Origin of the sequence: Blastopirellula retiformator (genome assembly GCF_007859755.1) — a bacterium.
In the GTDB taxonomy this organism is placed as follows: domain Bacteria; phylum Planctomycetota; class Planctomycetia; order Pirellulales; family Pirellulaceae; genus Blastopirellula; species Blastopirellula retiformator.
In genome coordinates, this window is sequence record NZ_SJPF01000003.1 from 479,144 (window position 1) to 495,991 (window position 16,848).

Annotated in this window: 13 protein-coding genes and 1 pseudogene; 3 read left to right on the plus strand and 11 right to left on the minus strand. The window is 60.1% G+C overall.

Going from position 1 to position 16,848, the window contains the following annotated elements; all coding sequences use genetic code 11:
• Positions 1–41: 41 nt before the first annotated feature.
• Complete coding sequence (locus Enr8_RS13665; protein ID WP_146432394.1) at positions 42–1,748, minus strand: aspartate:alanine exchanger family transporter; 1,707 nt, start codon at positions 1,746–1,748, stop codon at positions 42–44.
• A 327-nt stretch (positions 1,749–2,075) separates the two neighbouring features.
• On the opposite strand from Enr8_RS13665, the gene lepA reads away from it, so the two are divergent.
• The gene (lepA, locus tag Enr8_RS13670; protein ID WP_146432396.1) at positions 2,076–3,887 is read left to right on the plus strand and encodes a translation elongation factor 4; all 1,812 of its coding nucleotides are present in this window, start codon (positions 2,076–2,078) and stop codon (positions 3,885–3,887) included.
• Between the two features lie 222 nt (positions 3,888–4,109).
• On the opposite strand, the gene Enr8_RS13675 is transcribed toward lepA, so the two are convergent.
• The 4 genes from Enr8_RS13675 to Enr8_RS13690 all read right to left on the minus strand — a co-directional run bounded on the left by Enr8_RS13675 (position 4,110) and on the right by Enr8_RS13690 (position 8,648).
• The gene (locus tag Enr8_RS13675) at positions 4,110–4,889 is read right to left on the minus strand and encodes an FkbM family methyltransferase (protein WP_186767644.1); all 780 of its coding nucleotides are present in this window, start codon (positions 4,887–4,889) and stop codon (positions 4,110–4,112) included.
• Positions 4,890–5,014: 125 nt separating this feature from the next.
• A complete protein-coding gene (locus Enr8_RS13680) occupies positions 5,015–6,613 on the minus strand; it encodes an ArnT family glycosyltransferase (RefSeq protein ID WP_146432400.1) in 1,599 nt (532 codons plus the stop codon).
• A gap of 13 nt (positions 6,614–6,626) precedes the next feature.
• Entirely contained in the window at positions 6,627–7,769 is a 1,143-nt protein-coding gene (locus Enr8_RS13685; protein WP_146432402.1) for an LptF/LptG family permease, read from the minus strand.
• 12 nt (positions 7,770–7,781) lie between these two features.
• A complete protein-coding gene (locus tag Enr8_RS13690) occupies positions 7,782–8,648 on the minus strand; it encodes a phosphatase PAP2 family protein (RefSeq protein ID WP_186767645.1) in 867 nt (288 codons plus the stop codon).
• 348 nt (positions 8,649–8,996) lie between these two features.
• Here Enr8_RS13690 and Enr8_RS13695 point away from each other — a divergent pair, with 348 nt between their 5' ends.
• Positions 8,997–10,193 (plus strand): Gfo/Idh/MocA family protein, encoded by a 1,197-nt coding sequence (locus tag Enr8_RS13695; protein ID WP_186767646.1) that lies wholly within the window; start codon positions 8,997–8,999, stop codon positions 10,191–10,193.
• A 158-nt stretch (positions 10,194–10,351) separates the two neighbouring features.
• Positions 10,352–10,744, plus strand: a complete 393-nt coding sequence (locus Enr8_RS13700) for a hypothetical protein (protein WP_146432407.1) — start codon at positions 10,352–10,354, stop codon at positions 10,742–10,744.
• Between the two features lie 89 nt (positions 10,745–10,833).
• On the opposite strand, the gene Enr8_RS13705 is transcribed toward Enr8_RS13700, so the two are convergent.
• The 6 genes and pseudogenes from Enr8_RS13705 to Enr8_RS25820 all read right to left on the minus strand — a co-directional run bounded on the left by Enr8_RS13705 (position 10,834) and on the right by Enr8_RS25820 (position 16,684).
• Positions 10,834–11,100, minus strand: a complete 267-nt coding sequence (locus Enr8_RS13705) for a hypothetical protein (RefSeq protein ID WP_186767647.1) — start codon at positions 11,098–11,100, stop codon at positions 10,834–10,836.
• A 181-nt stretch (positions 11,101–11,281) separates the two neighbouring features.
• Positions 11,282–11,566, minus strand: a pseudogene (locus Enr8_RS13710) (DUF1559 family PulG-like putative transporter); the annotation flags it as partial.
• 493 nt (positions 11,567–12,059) lie between these two features.
• Positions 12,060–13,349, minus strand: a complete 1,290-nt coding sequence (locus Enr8_RS13715; protein WP_146432409.1) for a DUF1552 domain-containing protein — start codon at positions 13,347–13,349, stop codon at positions 12,060–12,062.
• Positions 13,350–13,383: 34 nt separating this feature from the next.
• On the minus strand, positions 13,384–15,792 hold the full coding sequence (locus tag Enr8_RS13720; protein ID WP_246120080.1) for a DUF1592 domain-containing protein: 2,409 nt from the start codon (positions 15,790–15,792) through the stop codon (positions 13,384–13,386).
• 257 nt (positions 15,793–16,049) lie between these two features.
• Positions 16,050–16,316, minus strand: coding sequence for an amidohydrolase family protein (locus Enr8_RS25815; protein ID WP_222434868.1), 267 nt, complete (start codon positions 16,314–16,316; stop codon positions 16,050–16,052).
• A gap of 41 nt (positions 16,317–16,357) precedes the next feature.
• Positions 16,358–16,684 carry an amidohydrolase gene (locus Enr8_RS25820; RefSeq protein ID WP_222434869.1) on the minus strand — a complete coding sequence of 109 codons (327 nt, stop codon included), beginning with the start codon at positions 16,682–16,684 and terminating at the stop codon, positions 16,358–16,360.
• Between the last annotated feature and the right edge of the window lie 164 nt (positions 16,685–16,848).

Here is a 16,848-nt window from a genome sequence, read left to right on the forward strand (position 1 = left end):
GGGACGTTTGGTTGCGTTTTGGCAACGTCGTCGCTTTTCCGCTACCGCAGCATCTCCACCAGAATCGGCGCCAAGATCGTCACTAGGAACAGCGCGATCGGATAAGCGGCGACATACGCGATCACCGGTTCGGCGGCATCGGTCGCCGAAGTGATCGCCGCCAAGCCCGGCGTCGAAGTCATGCCGCCGCAAATCGCTCCCAGCGATTTCAGCAGTCGCAGCTTCAGCACAAAGTCGGCTAGCAAGAAGCCGACGGTCAGCGGGACGATCGCCACCGCCGCAGCGCCCACGCACAGCCAGATCCCTTGCGACTGCAGCACGGCCACAAAGTTGCCCCCGGCCGAGACGCCGGCGCTGGCTAGAAAGAGAGCCAAGCCTGCTTCCATCAACAGCATCCGGGCGCTCCGCGGCAAGTGTCCGGCGATTGGGCCAAGCCGACCAAAGTGTCCCAGGATCAGGCCGACGATCAGCGGTCCGCCAGCCAAGCCAAGTTGGATCGATTGATTGCCGATCGAAACTGGGATCATGCCCAGCGCGATCCCAAACAACAGGCCGATCGCCAGCGACAAGATGTCGGAGTGATCGAGCGTGCTGGGGCGATGCCCAGCTAGACGTTCGACCTCGGGCCAACTTTCCGGCTCGCCGACGGCCGTTAGTTGGTCGCCAAACTCAATCGTCGTCATCGCCGAGGGAACGAACTCGACGTCGTACCGCCGTATGCGGGTGATCGTCACGCCGTAGGTCGACAGCAGATGCAGCTCTTTCAGCGACTTGCCGACCATCTCTGGCGAGGTGACCACGATATGCCGCCGTTGTCGTTCGGCGTCGAGCAGCAACTGGTCGGCGCCTTCGACTTCGGTGCCGAGCATGTCCATCACGGTGGCCAGGTTTTTCTCGGGGCCGACCAGCATCACTTGCTGACCGATCGTAAATTGGAAGTCGTGCGGCGTCGGACGCAACAGTTCGCCATCGCGAACCCGCGGCGTTTGGCAATTGGCCGCTTCCAGCATCGGAACGCCGCCGGGGCGTTTGCCAACGATCGCCGGATTACGGATCTCGACCAGCTTCCGCACGATCTGGGTCGCCGCCGCACTGGGATCGCCAGCCGTTGAAGACTTTAGTTCTCGTCCCAGCAGCTTCGGCAGCACCTGCACGAAGGCGACCACGCCGATGATGCCAAACGGATAGCCGACGCCAAAGCCGACCGCCACGTCGGGGCTGTCGGGGATCGCGGTGGTCAAAGCTCCCAAGGCGGGCGTGCTGGTCATCGCACCAGCAAACACGCCGCCGGCCAGTTCGGCCGGCAGGCCAAGCAGCTTGCCTACACCCCAGGCGGTCGTGGCGCCGCTAGCAACAATCACCGCCCCCAGCATCGCCAGGCTGCGGCCATCCTGCACCAGCGAGCGGAAGAAGGTGGGGCCTGCCCCCAGGCCAACGCAGTAGACGAACGCCGCCAGGCCGATTTCTCCAGTCCCCCCAGGCACATGCAGCTGGAGGTGTCCCGCGACCAAACCTACAAACAGCACGCCTGCCGAGCCGAGCGTCAGCCCAAACAGCGAAACCTGACCTAGCAGCAGCCCGAGCGAGATGACCGCCGCCAGGACCAGGATGGCGGGCGCCCGGATTGGGGCTGGCGCGGCCTGAGCGTCGCCAGCGGCCGCCCAGACGGCGGTCGGAACGGTCAGAACCGTCGCGGCCAGCGTGTTCAGGACGATCAGAGTCAGGCAGCGGAGTTTGGGCGAAATCATGGCGCGCTTTGTGTCGGCAGGGATGACCGGAAACGCCTCTACTGTAACGGGGGCGTCAACCGATGTCGTTGGCACAACATGACTTTCGGTCGCAGCTCCATTATCGGCAATTGCGGGCGAATTGATTCGCCTAAGAAGCTTGGAGCGATCCCCGCGGCGGCTTCTACGTCCGCCTATCGGCTGAAACGGCCTGACGTGTATAATGAATTGTTCTCCCCAATCGCCCGGGGAACGCTATGCGCCGGCAAGCTCTTCGCCCAGGCGTACTGCAGGAAAAACGTAACGCCCGCGGGGGAGTTGCGGCATTCAGTTTCGTACGGAACATCCATGGCCTCGATCGACCAACAATACATTCGCAACTTCTGCATCATCGCTCACATCGACCACGGCAAGAGCACGCTCGCCGACCGTCTGATGGAAAAGACGGAGACGGTGACCTCGCGAGAAATGAAAGAGCAGCTGCTCGACGGGATGGAGCTGGAGCGGGAGCGCGGCATCACGATCAAAGCGAAAGCGGTCGCGATGCGCTATAAGTACAAAGGGAAAGAGTACGAACTGAACCTGATCGACACCCCAGGCCACGTCGACTTCCAGTACGAAGTCTCTCGGTCGCTTAGCTGCTGCGAAGGCGCCGTGCTGCTGGCGGACGCATTCCAAGGGGTCGAAGCCCAGACGGTCGCCAACGCCTATCTAGCGCTCGACCATGACCTGAAGATCATTCCCTGTTTGAGCAAGATCGACCTCAATCATGCCCGTCCGAAGGAAGTGATCGAGGAAATGGAGCAGACGCTTGCCGTCATGCCCGACGAAGTCCAGGCGATCAGCGGCAAGACCGGCGCCGGCGTTGAAGACCTGCTCGAAGCGATCATCGAAAACGTTCCGCCCCCGACCGGCTCGCGCGACGATGTGTTGCAGGCGATGGTCTTCGACTCGCACTACGACAAGTTCCGCGGCGCAGTCACCTACGTCCGCGTCATGAACGGTCGCGTCAAAAAGGGAGACAAGATTCGCTTCATCAAGGGGGAAACGACCCACGATGTGATCGAAGTCGGTCAGTTCGCGCCTCAGCCGCGGGCCTGCGACGAGCTGTGCGCAGGCCAGGTCGGTTACATGATTTGCAATATCAAATCGCTCGAACTGGTCAACATCGGCGATACGATCAGCATTCCTGGTCCCGACGCCGCGACGCCGCTGCCCGGTTATCAAGAGCCGAAGCGGATGGTCTTTTGCGGGCTCTATCCGTCTGACGGTCAAGACTTCGAGCAACTGCGCGAGGCGCTCAACAAGCTGCGGATCAACGATCCGAGCTTCGTCTTCGAGCCGGAAACGAGCGACGCGCTGGGCTTCGGTTTCCGCTGCGGCTTCCTCGGTCTGTTGCACATGGAGATCGTGCAGCAACGGCTCGAGCAGGAGTCGGACGTCGACCTGGTGCAGACCGCGCCGAACGTCACCTATCGCATCATCAACAAGAAGGGTGAAGAGGTCGAGATCCACAAGCCGCAGGATGTGCCGGACTCGGGTGAGATCGAGACCTTCCTGCAGCCGATTGTTCGCGTCAGCTTGCTGCAACCGGCCGAGTACATCGGCCCCGTGATGCAGCTTTGTACCGAACGCCGCGGCGTGCAAGTGCGGACCGAATACCTCTCGCCGACCCGCGCGATGCTGGTTTACGATCTGCCGCTGGCCGAAGTGATTTACGACCTGCACGACAAGCTCAAGAGTGCGACCCGCGGCTACGGCACGATGGACTACGAAGTCCGCGACTATGTCCCGGCCGATTTGGTCCGTCTTGATATTCTCGTCAATGGCAAGCGGGTCGACGCCCTCTCGATCATTTGCAACCGGGCCGACGCCGACCGTCGCGGTCGGGCGGTGGTCAAGAAGTTGCGCAGCGAGATCGACCGTCACATGTTCGAGGTCGCCCTGCAGGCGGCGATCGGCACGCGGGTCATCGCTCGTGAAACGGTTAAAGCGCTCGCCAAGAATGTGACCGCCAAGTGCTACGGCGGCGATATCTCGCGGAAGCGCAAGCTGTGGGCCAAGCAGAAGGAAGGTAAGAAGCGGATGAAGTCGATCGGCTCGGTCGACATCCCGCAGAAAGCCTTTATGGCGGTTCTGGAAACGGGCGACGACAAGTAGTCCGCTTCGCCCTGCCCTGTCGTCAAAATATTGGTTGGCCCCGATAACATCGGGGCGACTCAGCCGTAGGAGGCATCACTCCCCGGCTGAAAGTCTCTGGGCGGTGCGCTTGCTCAAACGGGGTTGAAGCCGCCGGTTTTCGACAGCCCGCGGGCTGATGCCTCTTGTCGACTTTGTCGACCCTGATAGCGGAGCTATCGCGGCTAACCTAGTAGGCGTCGCTTACGCCGAAACGGGGTACGACTGCGGATGACGAACGGCGGTAGGTTGCATTTTCGTCGACGTGACTGCGGCCGGGACGAAGAAGTAGTTGCGATGAGCGCAAATCTTCTTGCGGAACGCTGTGGTCTTGTACTGCTTGGCGTCGTAACGCTTGCCGGCGTTGAAGAAATAACCGGCGTAGCCAAGGCTCGCCAAATAGTCGAAGAGTCCGGTCTGTTCAATTTGGTCGTTGAACGCTTCAAACAGAAGCACTGGCTTGTGACGGCGAAGCGTTTCCTCGGCGCCTTGGAAGACTTGCATTTCGTGCCCTTCGACATCGCACTTGATCACGGCGATATCGCTGACCTGATGTTTGCGGCAATAGTCGTCTAAGCGGGTCAGCTTGCCAAACCCAGGCGGAATCTCGGCCGAAGTGGCCGGGGTCGTTTCGCCGGTGACCTGCGCCCCGGTCGAGCCTGGATAGTTTCGGTTAATCTGAATCAACCCATCGCGGTTGGAAAGTCCCTGCATCACGACTTCGACGTTGCGCAGCGAGCTGCGACGCTTGAACCCTTCCAGGGCGTCGTGTAGTTCCGGCTGTAGCTCAAAGCCGATCACTTTCCCTTGTGGGCCGACGAACTTGCTAAGCCAGTAGCAGTAGATGCCGCGGTTGGCGCCAATGTCGATCGCGGTCCGCCCTTTCAGGTCGAGACGCGCAAGTTCGGCGATGTCCGCCGCCTCGCTCCGCAAGCGATAGCGCCAACAACGGGCCAACATATGCAGGTGCTGAAACAACGTCATGGGGTTCATCTCCTGGCCGGCGCAAAACATGCAATTTGCAACGCCCCCATACGTATGGGGCGACGGCGGATAGTAGAGATTGCCCCTAATCGCGTCTAGCCGACTTTCGTCGTTTATGACGAAAATCAGCGGGTTTGAGCTTCGCCGTCGCGATTGGCGACCAGCGTCTGGTTTTGGGGACCAGGCCAATAAGCGAAGTTCTCGGCGCGGTAGAGGTCGAACTCATGCTTCCGCGTTTCGTTGATCGCCACCGTCACGCGGCCAATCTTGGTCACGCTCGAGAACGCCGCCGCTAGCTCGGGCGGAACATGCTGATAGACCGGCGTCACCAACACCGCCGTGCGGCCGGCAACTTGCGTCGGACCACCCCAGACGTCGTACTGCGACATCACCTGGTCGTCCGCTTTCCAGGCATAGACCCGCGGCTGATTCGGCAGATAGAAGGCCAACTCGGCGGTCGACACGCGCCCCCCGGTGGTGATGATCAACGCGTCTTCGATGCCTGCTTGTTCGATCTCTTCTCCCACGATCTGCCCCAGTTGTTCCCAGCCGCGCAGTCGGACGATCGGGTCAACCTTGCTGCCGACCAGGCCAAACATGCCCAAGGCGAACGGCAGCGCGTAGGTCGCGAGCGTAAAGATGGCGCCGGCGACGACGGCCCGGCGGATATGAAACGCCCCCGCCGCCAACGGAAACGGAATCTCGGCCTTTTTCAGCGCCCAACCGACGCACAAGATAATCCCAGCCGGAAAGACGGGCGCCGGCCAGTTCAATTCAATGCGTTGTTTCAGGCTGAGCAAAACGATCAGCATTAACGGGATGGCGCTAAAGCACAGCAGGTATTGTTCGCGGCGATCGAGCGAGCGGATTGACAATAACCCTGTAAACGACAGCGACGCGAACAAGAAGAACGTCACCGGCGAGACGACGCCAAACAGACCGCCGATAAATTCGAGCGCCAGCGAGATCCGCTTGACCGGGCCAAACGGCTCGGCCTGGAAATGTTCGGAGGTATGCTGCGCGGTGATCCAATCGTGCTGGGCGTTCCAGATGATTACCGGCGTCAAAAAGGCGAGCGCGGCGATCGCGCAGAGCCACAAGCCGGGACGCACCAGCTGCCCGCGATCTTTGCGGCTAATCAGGATGAACAGCCCGCCGAGCGCCAAAAAGCCAAAGGTCGTTTGTTTCGAGAGCAGCCCCAGACCAATCGCCAGCGCGGTCAGCGGAAACCAAATCCACGTTTTCGAGTCTTCTTCCAGCGCTCGCCAGAAGAAGTAAAGGGCCGCGACCCAGAAAAACAGGAACGGCGCATCGATCGTCATTAGCAGGCCCAGCGCCGCATTGCCAGGCGTCAGCGCCGACAGCAGCACGGCGAAGAAGCCGCACTGGGAGTTGAACATCCGTTCGGCCAGCAGGAAGACGAACAGCAGGCCCAACGTTCCCATCACCGCAGCCGGCAAGCGGACCGCCAGTTCGGTATCGCCAAAAACGCTGGTCGACAGCGCAATGATCCAGGCGATCATCGGCGGCTTGCTGTAATAGCCCCAGTCCAATTGCCGCGACCAATCCCAGTAATACGCTTCGTCGTGAACCAGGTCGAGCGGTACGAAGGCGGTATAGAGGATGCGGAACGCGAGCAGCCCAGCGATCAACAACCAGGTCGCTTTGCGCCAGGGGAAGGTCGCTTGTTCGGTCGCAGGAACATCCATGTTCGTCGCGGTCATATCTGTCAGTCGCTTAATTGCGGTTTAATTTCCACAGTAACAATCCACCGATCGCCAACAGGACGACGTCGGCTAACCAGACCGAATACGGGGCGAACACTCCATCGCGCGCCAACGTTTCGCCGGTAACCAGCAGCGGATAGTAGACTCCTAAGATCGGCAGGAAGCAGAGGAAGAACGTGGTGACGTTGTCGCTCGTCTTCCGCCACATCGCCACCGGAATGCCGACGCACGCGAAACAAAAACAACCGAGCCCGTTAGAGAGCCGGCGTTGTCGTTCCGCCTGAAGTCGCCAGAGCCGTTTCTGATGCGCTTCGGCCTGATGGGCGACCGCGTCAGGATCGCCTCCCATTTGCAGCGAGTAAATCGTGTCTTCCAGCAGCTTCGCCTCGCGAGCAATCTGGCTCGGGATGTTTTTTAGCATCAGCGCCGCAGGGGACGCGCTGTTCAAGTCTTGTTCCAGCGTCCCCAATTGCGTGATTTGTTGGACGAACGGTTCGGCCTGCCAAAAGCTGTGGTCGTCGCTCGTCTCGATGAAGCTGTTGCGGCAGACGACCTGCAGCGCGCCAGTCTCCGGATTCGATTCGAGCTGGGCTTCTTCGGCGGTCAGGGTCACTTCGGGACCGCCGTCGGACGGCTGCACGGTGATGAACGGCTCTAGCAACCGGCGGCCTTCGACCCCTTTCACCCGAACCGAAAAGCCCCGCATGGCGAATGACTTTTGCGTTCGCAACATGCTGTAAGCGGTGTCGTCGAGCGATTGGATGATGATTCGGTGCATGTTGGGCCGCGACCAGCCGGCGCAGATGTCGTACAGGCCAAACGTGACGAAGCTCAAAGCGTACGTGGCGACCAGCACCGGCCAGATGATTTCGATCGGGTTGATGCCGGCCGATTTAAGCGCGACGACTTCGTTGGAGGCCGACATCCGGCCGAAGACGGTGCAGATGGCGAATAACAAACAGCCAGGAATCGTAAACCGGAGCATCTCCGGCACGAAATAGGGCATCATCCCTAGGATAATGCTCGGCGGAAGTCCCTTTTTCAGACCTTCGTTCACACCGCCCCCCACCACCATCAATAGAACGCTGGCGATCAGGCAGAGTGCGAAGATCTTAAAGACCTCCCACACGACGTACGTTTGAATCGTCCTCATATGCGGAGCGGACTAAGCCGCTTTTGCTTCCGGTTGCAGGCTCTGAGCAGCCGCTTCCGATGCGGCCGTGATCTCGTCTCCCTGATCGGACCGCCGGGCTTGGAAAGCTCCCTCGCGCCAGCCGCCTACGAGCAGGTACATAGCAAGGCCGGAAAAATAGACAATTCCGCAAGACCAGACAATATCACTGAGGAAATGCGCGCCGACCGCGACGCGAAAGAATCCGATCCCTGCTCCAAATGCGACCCCCAACGACAGCCAGAGGCCGACTGCTAGCGAGTTTTTCCGCCAGAAGAAAAACGCTGGCGCCATCCACAGAAAGCCCATCGACGCGTGACCGCTGGGGAACGATTTGCCATCGACTGCCGACAATTGCCAAGGAGCGACGTATGCGACGTCTTGGGGAAGATCGCCGCCAAACTCGGTCAATTGATGCGGACGCGGGCGACTCATCACCGGCTTGACTAGGGTGTTCACCAGCAATAACGGGCCAGCAAGTACAACTAGCAGCAAAAAACGAGCGAGCGGTTTGCGAGCGGCAAGTTCGGGAAACCAGCGACCCAAGACCAAGACAGTGATCGCTCCGATCCCCATCACGATGCCCGGCAGCGGGCTAATCGAGTAGCAGAGGTCCTCCAGGAACCAATATTCGCCCGCCCAGCCGTCATGCCCACCAAAGTAGAAGTAGCGTGAGCAGGCTTGGTCGAGCGGCAGCAGGTAGCAGAGGACCGTAAAGGCCGTTAACAAGGCCAGGGGAAGCAGGATCGCCCACCGCTCGCGCCAAACAGCCTGCCGGAGCGTCTGCGGCTGCTCGTCGCCGCTGGGCGCAGAGCGAAGCGGCAGTACCGCTTTTCGTTGACTAGATTCATTCGTCGACATTCGACCCCGCGTGATGCTAGCAGCGACAGCGTTCCAAGATGAGGGGTGGTTTTCCTGTTTATCTTCTCGGAAGGCGCGTGAGCCAAAATTAATCGATTTGTCAGCCATAAATTGCGAAATCGCAAAACTTTACGAAGCGATCGTGGCGCCTTTAGCCAGCAGCGAATTGTCTGCTTGCATCATTTTCCCCCTATCGGTACCAGAGTTTCCATTTTGACGCCACCCAGAATTCCCCAAGGCGGTCGGAATGACAGCAGCTTGCCGATCTGATAAAACACGCAGTTTACGAGGCCCACCGCCGCCTACACTCCATATGTCCCCCAACTTGCAAATCGAAGGAAATTGAGCATGGCAACCAACGGAGATCTCAACCGCAAGCTGCGCATGGCCCTGGTCGGCGGCGGCTCTGGCTCGTTCATCGGACGCGTCCATGCAACCGCCGCGGTGCTCGACAATCGTGCGGCGCTGGTCGCCGGCGCCCTTAGCTCCAACCCCGAGCGGGCCAAAGCTTCGGCGCCCGACTATGACATTCCGGAAGCCCGGGCTTATGGCAGCGTTGCCGAGATGCTCGAAAAGGAAAACGCGCTGCCCGAGGATCAGCGGATCGACTTCGTCTCGGTCGCCACCCCCAACTTCACCCACTTTGAAATCGCCAAGGCGGCCGTCGAAGCCGGCTTCAACGTCATCTGCGACAAGCCGATGACCTTTGACCTGGCCCAGGCCGAAGAGCTGCTGAAGGTGGTCGAAGGCTCCAGCGCGGTCTTCGCCGTTTCGCACAACTACACCGGCTATCCACTGGTCCGCCAGGCTCGGGCGATGGTCCAAAATGGCGATCTGGGCGAAATCAACGCAATTCGCGTACAGTACATTCAGGGCTGGTTGCGCTCGAAGTTGGAAGACAGCGATCAGAAGCAGGCCGCGTGGCGGACTGATCCCAAAAAGAGTGGCGCCGCGGGCTGCTTTGGCGACATTGCCACGCACGCCTACAACCTGGGCCGTTACATCACTGGGCTGTTGCCGGAAGAAATCAGCTGCCATCTGCGGACCTTCGTACCCGGTCGGGCGCTAGACGACTACGGCACGGCGATTATCAAGTTTGAAAACGGCGCTCTCGGAACGGTCACCGCTTCGCAGATCAGCCATGGTCGCGAAAACGACGTGATGGTCGAAATCGACGGCACCAAGGCTTCGCTCCTCTGGCGGCAAGAGAACCCGAACGAAATGATCGTTCGCGCCAACGGCGAGCCGCACAAGATCTACACCCGCGACCCGAACGCCCCGTACATGACCGAACTAGGCGCCGCTGCATGTCGCTTGCCGAGCGGTCACCCGGAAGCGTTCTTTGAAGCGTTCGCCAACGTCTATCGTTCGTCGTACGACGCGATGGCGGCCCGCGCTCTGGGGCAGTCGTTCGAGAAGAAAGATACGATCTACCCGAACGTCTACGACGGGGTCGAAGGGATGTACTTCGTCCAGCAATGCGTCGCCAGCAGCCAGGAGAACGGCGTGTGGTTGCCGCTGAAGCACGCGGCGGCGCGTCGCTAGGTAAGTGACCACGAAATGTAACGAAGGGACGCGCCCTGGCGCGTCCCTTTTTTTGTGCGTGAATTGTTCAGAAACTTTTGCCAATCAATAGTACGAATCGACACGGTTCGTTAATTCAGATCGTTTGGCTGGTATTTGGCCCCTCAAACGAATTGGTCATGGCTGATCCGATTCTCGATTCCGCTCCCTCTACCTCGGCAAAATCGCCCGAGCGGCGAAACTCGTCGATCTTGCGCGTGATCATCGCCGCGGTTGCCGGGTTGGTGGCGCTTTCTTTGCTGATCAATGCGGCACGGCTGCAGTTTCGCGGCTCGGGCGAGAAACCGTTGACGATCTTGGAGACCGCCGACCGCCTCAATCAATTCGAGACGCTGGTAAAAAAGTACGTGGACGCCCACGGAACCTTCCCAGGCGAGACGCTGGAGGAAGCGCTGAAAGCGCTCCGCCAAAGCGGCGTCGATTTCGCGTCCCCCCGGCCAGCGCCGTTGCGGATGGGCACGACGCCTGGGACTCGCCACTGGTTTATCTGCGGAAAGACTCGGAGACGCTGATTGTCCGCAGCATCGGCAGTAATCGCCGCCACGAGAATGGGGGCGGCGATGACATCCAGCGCGTCATTCGCCTGACGCGCTAAAGCGGCTTACTCCCCAAATTGCTTCTTCAGGAAGGGGATCGTTTTGTTGTTCGACCACGAGTGGCCGCCATCGAAAAAGTCGGCGTCCACATGGTCGGCGACGCCTAGCACGCCATAAACCTCTTTCAGCTTGGCGAACCCTTCGCGCGCCCCAGCAATTGGGAAGATCGGATCGTCGATCCCATTGATCAGCAGCGCCGGCCGCCTGGATAACCGGTCAGATAGGCGCCGCGTCGGCTGCTGTTGCGCTGGTCGGAGCGCTGGCGACGCCAAATTACGACGTCGTGCCGCACTCGACCGGACCGCCTGGGTTGGCCGCCCATTCCGGCAGCGGACTCGAAGGACATTGATAGGCCGGGGCGTTAAACCCCTTCATCACGTTCTAGTTGTCGAGCCGATAACCCGAAATGGAAGTCGAGTCGAACAGCATCGCCGAGCTGTTGTTGAACTGCAATTGATCGTAGATGTTCCCCTGCTCTAAAAACGGCAACAGATGGACCAAGAAGTTGGAGTGCCAATAGTATTGGGCTCCAATCGGCAATTTGCGGTGGGTGTCGTGATAGTTGTGGATCGCCAGGCCAACCTGCTTCAGGTTGTTGCTGCACGACATCCGCCGAGCCGCTTCGCGCGCCTGTTGTACGGCCGGTAAGAGCAGCGCGATCAAGACGCCGATGATGGCGATCACCACCAACAACTCAACGAGGGGAAAACCGCGGGAATGATTACGAATCGAAGTCATAGCAAGCTCGCTGCATTGGGAATAGAGAATGAATCAATGCGTCCGTCGGCATGAGGGGATAAGGCGATTTCCGCTAGCTGCCTGTTGAAAAATGCCCTCGTGGCATTTTCCAACCTCGCCAGGCTCAGAGCATAGCCCTTCGCGGCTTGCAAAATAACGACTTCCGTCGCTATTTTGGGATCGCATCCCTGCGATCCAGCAGCCCGTTGAGAAAATCAACGGACTGCTAGACGCATGGCGTTAGATAAATTCGATAACTCGACGGTACCACGCGATTCGCGGTCAGAACATGCGTAAATACGCAGTTCTCTTTCAAAAGTGCGCATGTGAGCGCGGCGTGTTCGGCGCGTGTAGCGACTGTCTTATACGTCAAGCGGTTGGGTGCATCGCAGCGAAACCCAACAATGCGGGCGCAAGCGATTGCGGGGAAGAAAAAAGCAAGCGACTGGCGCTTGCTTGGCTTGGGCGACGGTTGATTGAAGTTGGACGTGCCTTAGCCGTCCAGACCTGTCATCGTGCCGGTGCTGGTGGCGAACTGGTCGATTTCCAGACCCGTCTTCTGCAGCATCGAGACGTAGAGATTCGGCAGCGGGTAGTTGTTCTTCTCGTCGAACGCCAGATGCTGCCCGTGTTGGAAACCGCCGCCGGCGAACAAGACCGGCATGTTGCGGTTGGAGTGGCTCGACGCGTTGCCGAGGTTGCTGGTCAGCAGGACCGAAGTGCGGTCGAGCAGCGTCTCGCCATCTTCCTCAACCTTTTCCAGGCCGCGCAGGAAGTCGCCGTAGGCTTTGACGATCTCGGTTTCGATCAGCGCCAGCTGCGCCAGCTTTTCTTCGTCGCGGCCGTGGTGGCTGAGGGAGTGGTATCCTTCATCGACGCCCTTAATCGGCAGCACGCCGCCCGATCCGCCCAGATGGTACGAGACGAACCGAGTCGAATCGGTCGTCAGGGCCAAGCGAATCATGTCGTTCATCAGTCGCTGGCGACCGATGAAGTCGTTCGGGTTGGAAATGTCGATCGGTTTAGCGTAGTCGACTTCCGGCTTGGGGCGATTGGCCCACTGTTCGGCGTCGAGCATCCGCTTCTCCAGTTCGCGAACGCTGGTGAAGTAAGCGTCGAGCCGATCGCGATCGCTGTCGCCCAGTTCGCGCTGCAAGGCTCGCGCGTCTTCGGCGACTAGATCCATAATGCTCTGCCCCTGACGAGCACGATGGATCTGCTTCTTTTGTTCCGCCGGCGAATCGGTCACAAACAGTTGCATAAAGAGCCGCGCCGGCGAGCTTTCGGCCGGAATCATCGAGCCGTTCTCGGTGTACGACGGGCTGTTGCTGCCAGCCGAACTGAGGACGAGCGACGGAAACCGCGTCTGATTGCCCAGGTGCTTGGCGAGCAACTGATCGACCGAAATCGTGGTCCGCGACTGGGCGCCGCTCCCCATCGGCGTGGCGCTCAGCAGGCTCGCTTCGGCGCGGTGACCGCCGTTGACGCCAGGGTGCGACGTGCCGGAGATGACCGTGTAACGGTCGCGGATGTCTTCAAGGCTCTTTAGATAGAGAGAGGGCTCATAGTCGCGACCAACGCCGCTGGGGTTCAGGTTTTCGGCATGCAGGCCCAAGCCAAGCGTCATCGCCACAAAGCGGCGCGGAGCGGCCGGCTTGTCGCTGCCGGCGAAGGCCTGGTTCATGGCGCTGAGCCACGGCATCGAGAGCGCGACGCCGGCGCTGCGGAGCATCGTCCGGCGGCTCAGTTTCTTGCCAAAGCTGAAGTGAACCTGACGCGACATAGGTCACCGTCTTTCGTATCTAAAAGTGGAAACTTTACTTGCTGAGGAAAACCGGGCTGGCGACGACCGCTTGCACGATCGAACGCATCCCGTAATCGTCGCTGGCCGACTCATCGACGATCGCTTCAACCGCCTCACGGTCGACAAACGTGATCGGAGCGCCAGTCCCGTAAATGAGCAACTGCTCGGCAAAGCAGGCCGCCAACTTCCGCGGCTTGCTGATCGTCAGCGATTGAAACTCTTGCAGGTCTTTGAACTCGCGACCATCCGCCATTTGGTAACCGGCGTCGATCACCGGCCCTTTTTTCTTCTTGGCGCCGGCCATGGTGATGTAATTGTCGCGCCATTGGCCGGACGGGTCAAAGTTCTCCAGGGCGAAGCCCGGCGGATCGATCTTGGCATGGCAGCTCGAGCATTCTCCATGCGATCGGTGTTTGGCCAACTGTTCGCGAATGGTCGTCGCGCCTCGAATGTCGGGCTCAACCGCCGGAACGTTGGTCGGCGGCGGAGGAACCGTTTCGCCCAGAATTCGCTCCAGCATCCACACGCCCCGCAAAACGGGCGAAGTGTTCGACCCGTTGGCGGTCACTTTCAGGACGGCGCCTTGGGTGATCAAGCCGCCGCGATGCGAATTTGGCTCTAGCTTCACTTGCCGCAGCTCGTCCCCTTCAACGCCGTCGATCTGGTAGTATCGCGCCAGGCGGCTGTCGAGGTAGGTGTAGTCGGCGTCGATCAGCTGGGCCACGCTCTGGTTTTCGGCCAGCATCGTCTCGAGAAAGGTCTCGGTCTCGTTGAGCATCGATTGCTGCACGATCGTATCGAAACCGCGATAGAGCTTGCGATCAGGCGTGGTGAAGTTGATTTGATCCAGGTCGAGCCACTCGGCGGCAAAGTCATGCACAAACCGCCGTCCATGTTCCCCTTCCAGTAACCGAGCCGCTTCGGCCTGCAATACTTTCTTGTCTTGCAGCTTGCCGGCGTCGGCCAGCTGACGCAGTTGCTCGTCGGGCGTACTGCCGGTCAGCAAGTAGCTGAGCCGAGTCGCGACGGCGTGATCATCCAGCGAACCAGGAATCTCGGAGAAGTAGAGGAACCGCGGTGAGCAGAGCAGCGCCCGGTAGCCCATTCGCATTGTCGCGACAAAGTCGTCGCCGGAGTCGATCGCCGCTTGGACTCCTTCAACGTAAGGGGCGATTTCATCAGCCGCGACGGGCCGGCGGAAGGCGCGATTGGCGAAGGCCAGCATCAAGCGAGCCGCATCTTCCCGCGGCGTCTTGGTGATCACCTGGTACGGTTTCTTCTTGTCTTTGTGCGGGGCAACTGGCAGGTCGCCGAACAGCAGCTGGCGAACATGATCGTCGTCGCCGTTCTGATGGATCCGTTTCATCGTAATGCGGTCGAACGCGATGCCCGGCAGGTCTTGCGGCTCCCCTTCGCCAACGCCAACCTGGCCCCCGGAAAAACGTCCCTTCTTCAGCGTGGCGTCGCCGGGGCGAATTTCGAGCATGTGCCCCTTCGGCAGCCAGGCGTCAAACGAGATCGTTTTCGGTTCCGGCATCGCCTCGAACGTGGTGACTTCTTGCAGCAGCGGAGCGGTTGAAACGCAAAGCCCCGTGCGAACGGTCGACCAGACGCCGCCGGTCTTCGGCGGTTTCAGGCCAGAAACGGAGACATCAAAGTGGTACCAACCGTCAGCCCGGGCGGTCGTCGCCGGAATGCGTCCGTAGTAGATCAATCCAGACGACCAGATGACCGCTTTCCCTTCCCGCATTTCAGGCTCTCGACAGCGCCGCTTCGGGTTGGTTCGGGCGACCCCCTGAGCGTCAAAGTCTTTTTCGTAGACGTCTTCCGCCGACAAGGCGCGACGCAGCGCTTCGTCGAGCGCCAGATCGACCGTCTTCAGATGGGCGTCCAGCTGGAAATGCGACATCGACTGGCCATCGGCGACCGTCGTATAGCGGTGCGAGCGCGTCTCTTCCGGCAGGAAGTCGGTCAGCGGAATGTCGATGCCCAGTAAGTCTTGCAGCGAACGTTCGACTTGCGTGCGCGTTAGCCGGCGAGCTTGAACGCGCCCCCGCGTCTCGTGCTGGGAGACTTGTTGCCGTTGCAGATGAAGCCGGGTCGCGGCGAGGAATTTTTCTTTCTCACTTTCGTCCGCTTCGCCGTAATCGGTTGGCGGCATTTCTTCCGCTTCGACGCGATCGAAAATGCGGACCCAGCGATCCTGCACGGCGTGATCTTGCAGGTCGAACGACAGTTGCTCGAAATCGAGTCCCCCTTCCGACGCGTCCCCTTGATGACAGTCGTAGCAGTTGGTCGCCACAAACTGGCGGATCGCTTCCGGCGTCTTCGGCAGTTCGGGCTTCGCCGCTACCGCCACGGTCGCTAGCAATGACATCATCAGCAGCGAGAGCGCAGCTTTCGCCGCGAGGGGTTGTTGCATGCGCATTCGGGATGTGGCGAACGTGATTCGCGCCATGGTGCGGGTAGGCCGTAAGGTAGGAGTGTGGCTGGGGTTGCAGCAGATCGGCAGGGTGGGAGCAGCGCCGCCCCAAAGCGAGGGCGCTACTAGGCGATCTTACCAAGATTATCGGCGAAAGCGAGATACTTTGCGTTGTGAACTCCCTGGATTTCGGGAGTTTCAGCGAATCGTCCACCGCGGGACGAAAAACGTCTAGGCGTAGGCTGGAATACCCGCCCCTAACCGATCCAGCCCTTTTGGCTCGCAATCGGCGCCATCAGCTTGGCGAAGTTGTCGTACAGGATCTGTCGCTTCTGCTCCTGGGGCAATTCGGCGCCCAGAACCTTGCCGAGTTGGGACGAGAAACTTCGCCCTGGCGCGTCGCTGCCAAAGATCACCCGCTCGGCGCCCAGCAGACGCACTCCCATCTCGACGATGCCAGAAGTTGGATAAAACCCGCCGATGCCGATCGAGACATTGGGCGCCTTGGCGACGGCAGATGGCAATGCATGTCCCAGATCTTCATGATGTTCTCGCCGGGGAGTAGTCAGGCCGCAATGCAGAAGCCGCGGCGAAGCGCCCTCTCTTGCTCGGCGGTCAAAACCGATTCGCCCAGTTTCAGCCGCGCCGCGTCGAAGTAGAACATCGGCGAGTAAGAGCCGAACAAGAGCCGCTCGGCCGGGATCACCTTCAGCAGTTTGGCGATTCCTTCGCTCGTCTCCAGCTGGGCGATGTCGCAATAGACGTTCGGCAGCGAGAAGCGCTCTTCCTGTAGCTTTCCGCCGGGCGAATTGACGCCGTTGATCAAGACCAGCTTTACGTTCGGCGTTGCGGCGGCGAGCTTCGGTAGTGGGGTAAGATTGACCGTCGGCACGCGCATTTACGGCGGTTGTGTACGCGGATCTTCGAGTCAACCGCAAAGCTCGACGATCAAGTCGTGCTCGGCTGCCTGCTTCAGGAGTTCAGCAAACAGCGGGCTCTTGAGGTCGTAGCCGTGATAGCCGGGATGCAGACGAATGCCCGGCATCTGGTGCTGCT

Coding starts and splice junctions, on each gene's coding strand:
- Enr8_RS13695 (WP_186767646.1), top strand. CDS start 8,997: ATGGCAACCAACGGAGATCTCAACCGCAAGCTGCGCATGGCCCTGGTC.
- Enr8_RS13720 (WP_246120080.1), bottom strand. CDS start 15,792: ATGCAACAACCCCTCGCGGCGAAAGCTGCGCTCTCGCTGCTGATGATG.
- Enr8_RS13675 (WP_186767644.1), bottom strand. CDS start 4,889: ATGACGTTGTTTCAGCACCTGCATATGTTGGCCCGTTGTTGGCGCTAT.
- Enr8_RS13685 (WP_146432402.1), bottom strand. CDS start 7,769: ATGAGGACGATTCAAACGTACGTCGTGTGGGAGGTCTTTAAGATCTTC.
- lepA (WP_146432396.1), top strand. CDS start 2,076: ATGGCCTCGATCGACCAACAATACATTCGCAACTTCTGCATCATCGCT.
- Enr8_RS13700 (WP_146432407.1), top strand. CDS start 10,352: ATGGCTGATCCGATTCTCGATTCCGCTCCCTCTACCTCGGCAAAATCG.
- Enr8_RS13690 (WP_186767645.1), bottom strand. CDS start 8,648: ATGTCGACGAATGAATCTAGTCAACGAAAAGCGGTACTGCCGCTTCGC.
- Enr8_RS13680 (WP_146432400.1), bottom strand. CDS start 6,613: ATGACCGCGACGAACATGGATGTTCCTGCGACCGAACAAGCGACCTTC.
- Enr8_RS13665 (WP_146432394.1), bottom strand. CDS start 1,748: ATGATTTCGCCCAAACTCCGCTGCCTGACTCTGATCGTCCTGAACACG.
- Enr8_RS13715 (WP_146432409.1), bottom strand. CDS start 13,349: ATGTCGCGTCAGGTTCACTTCAGCTTTGGCAAGAAACTGAGCCGCCGG.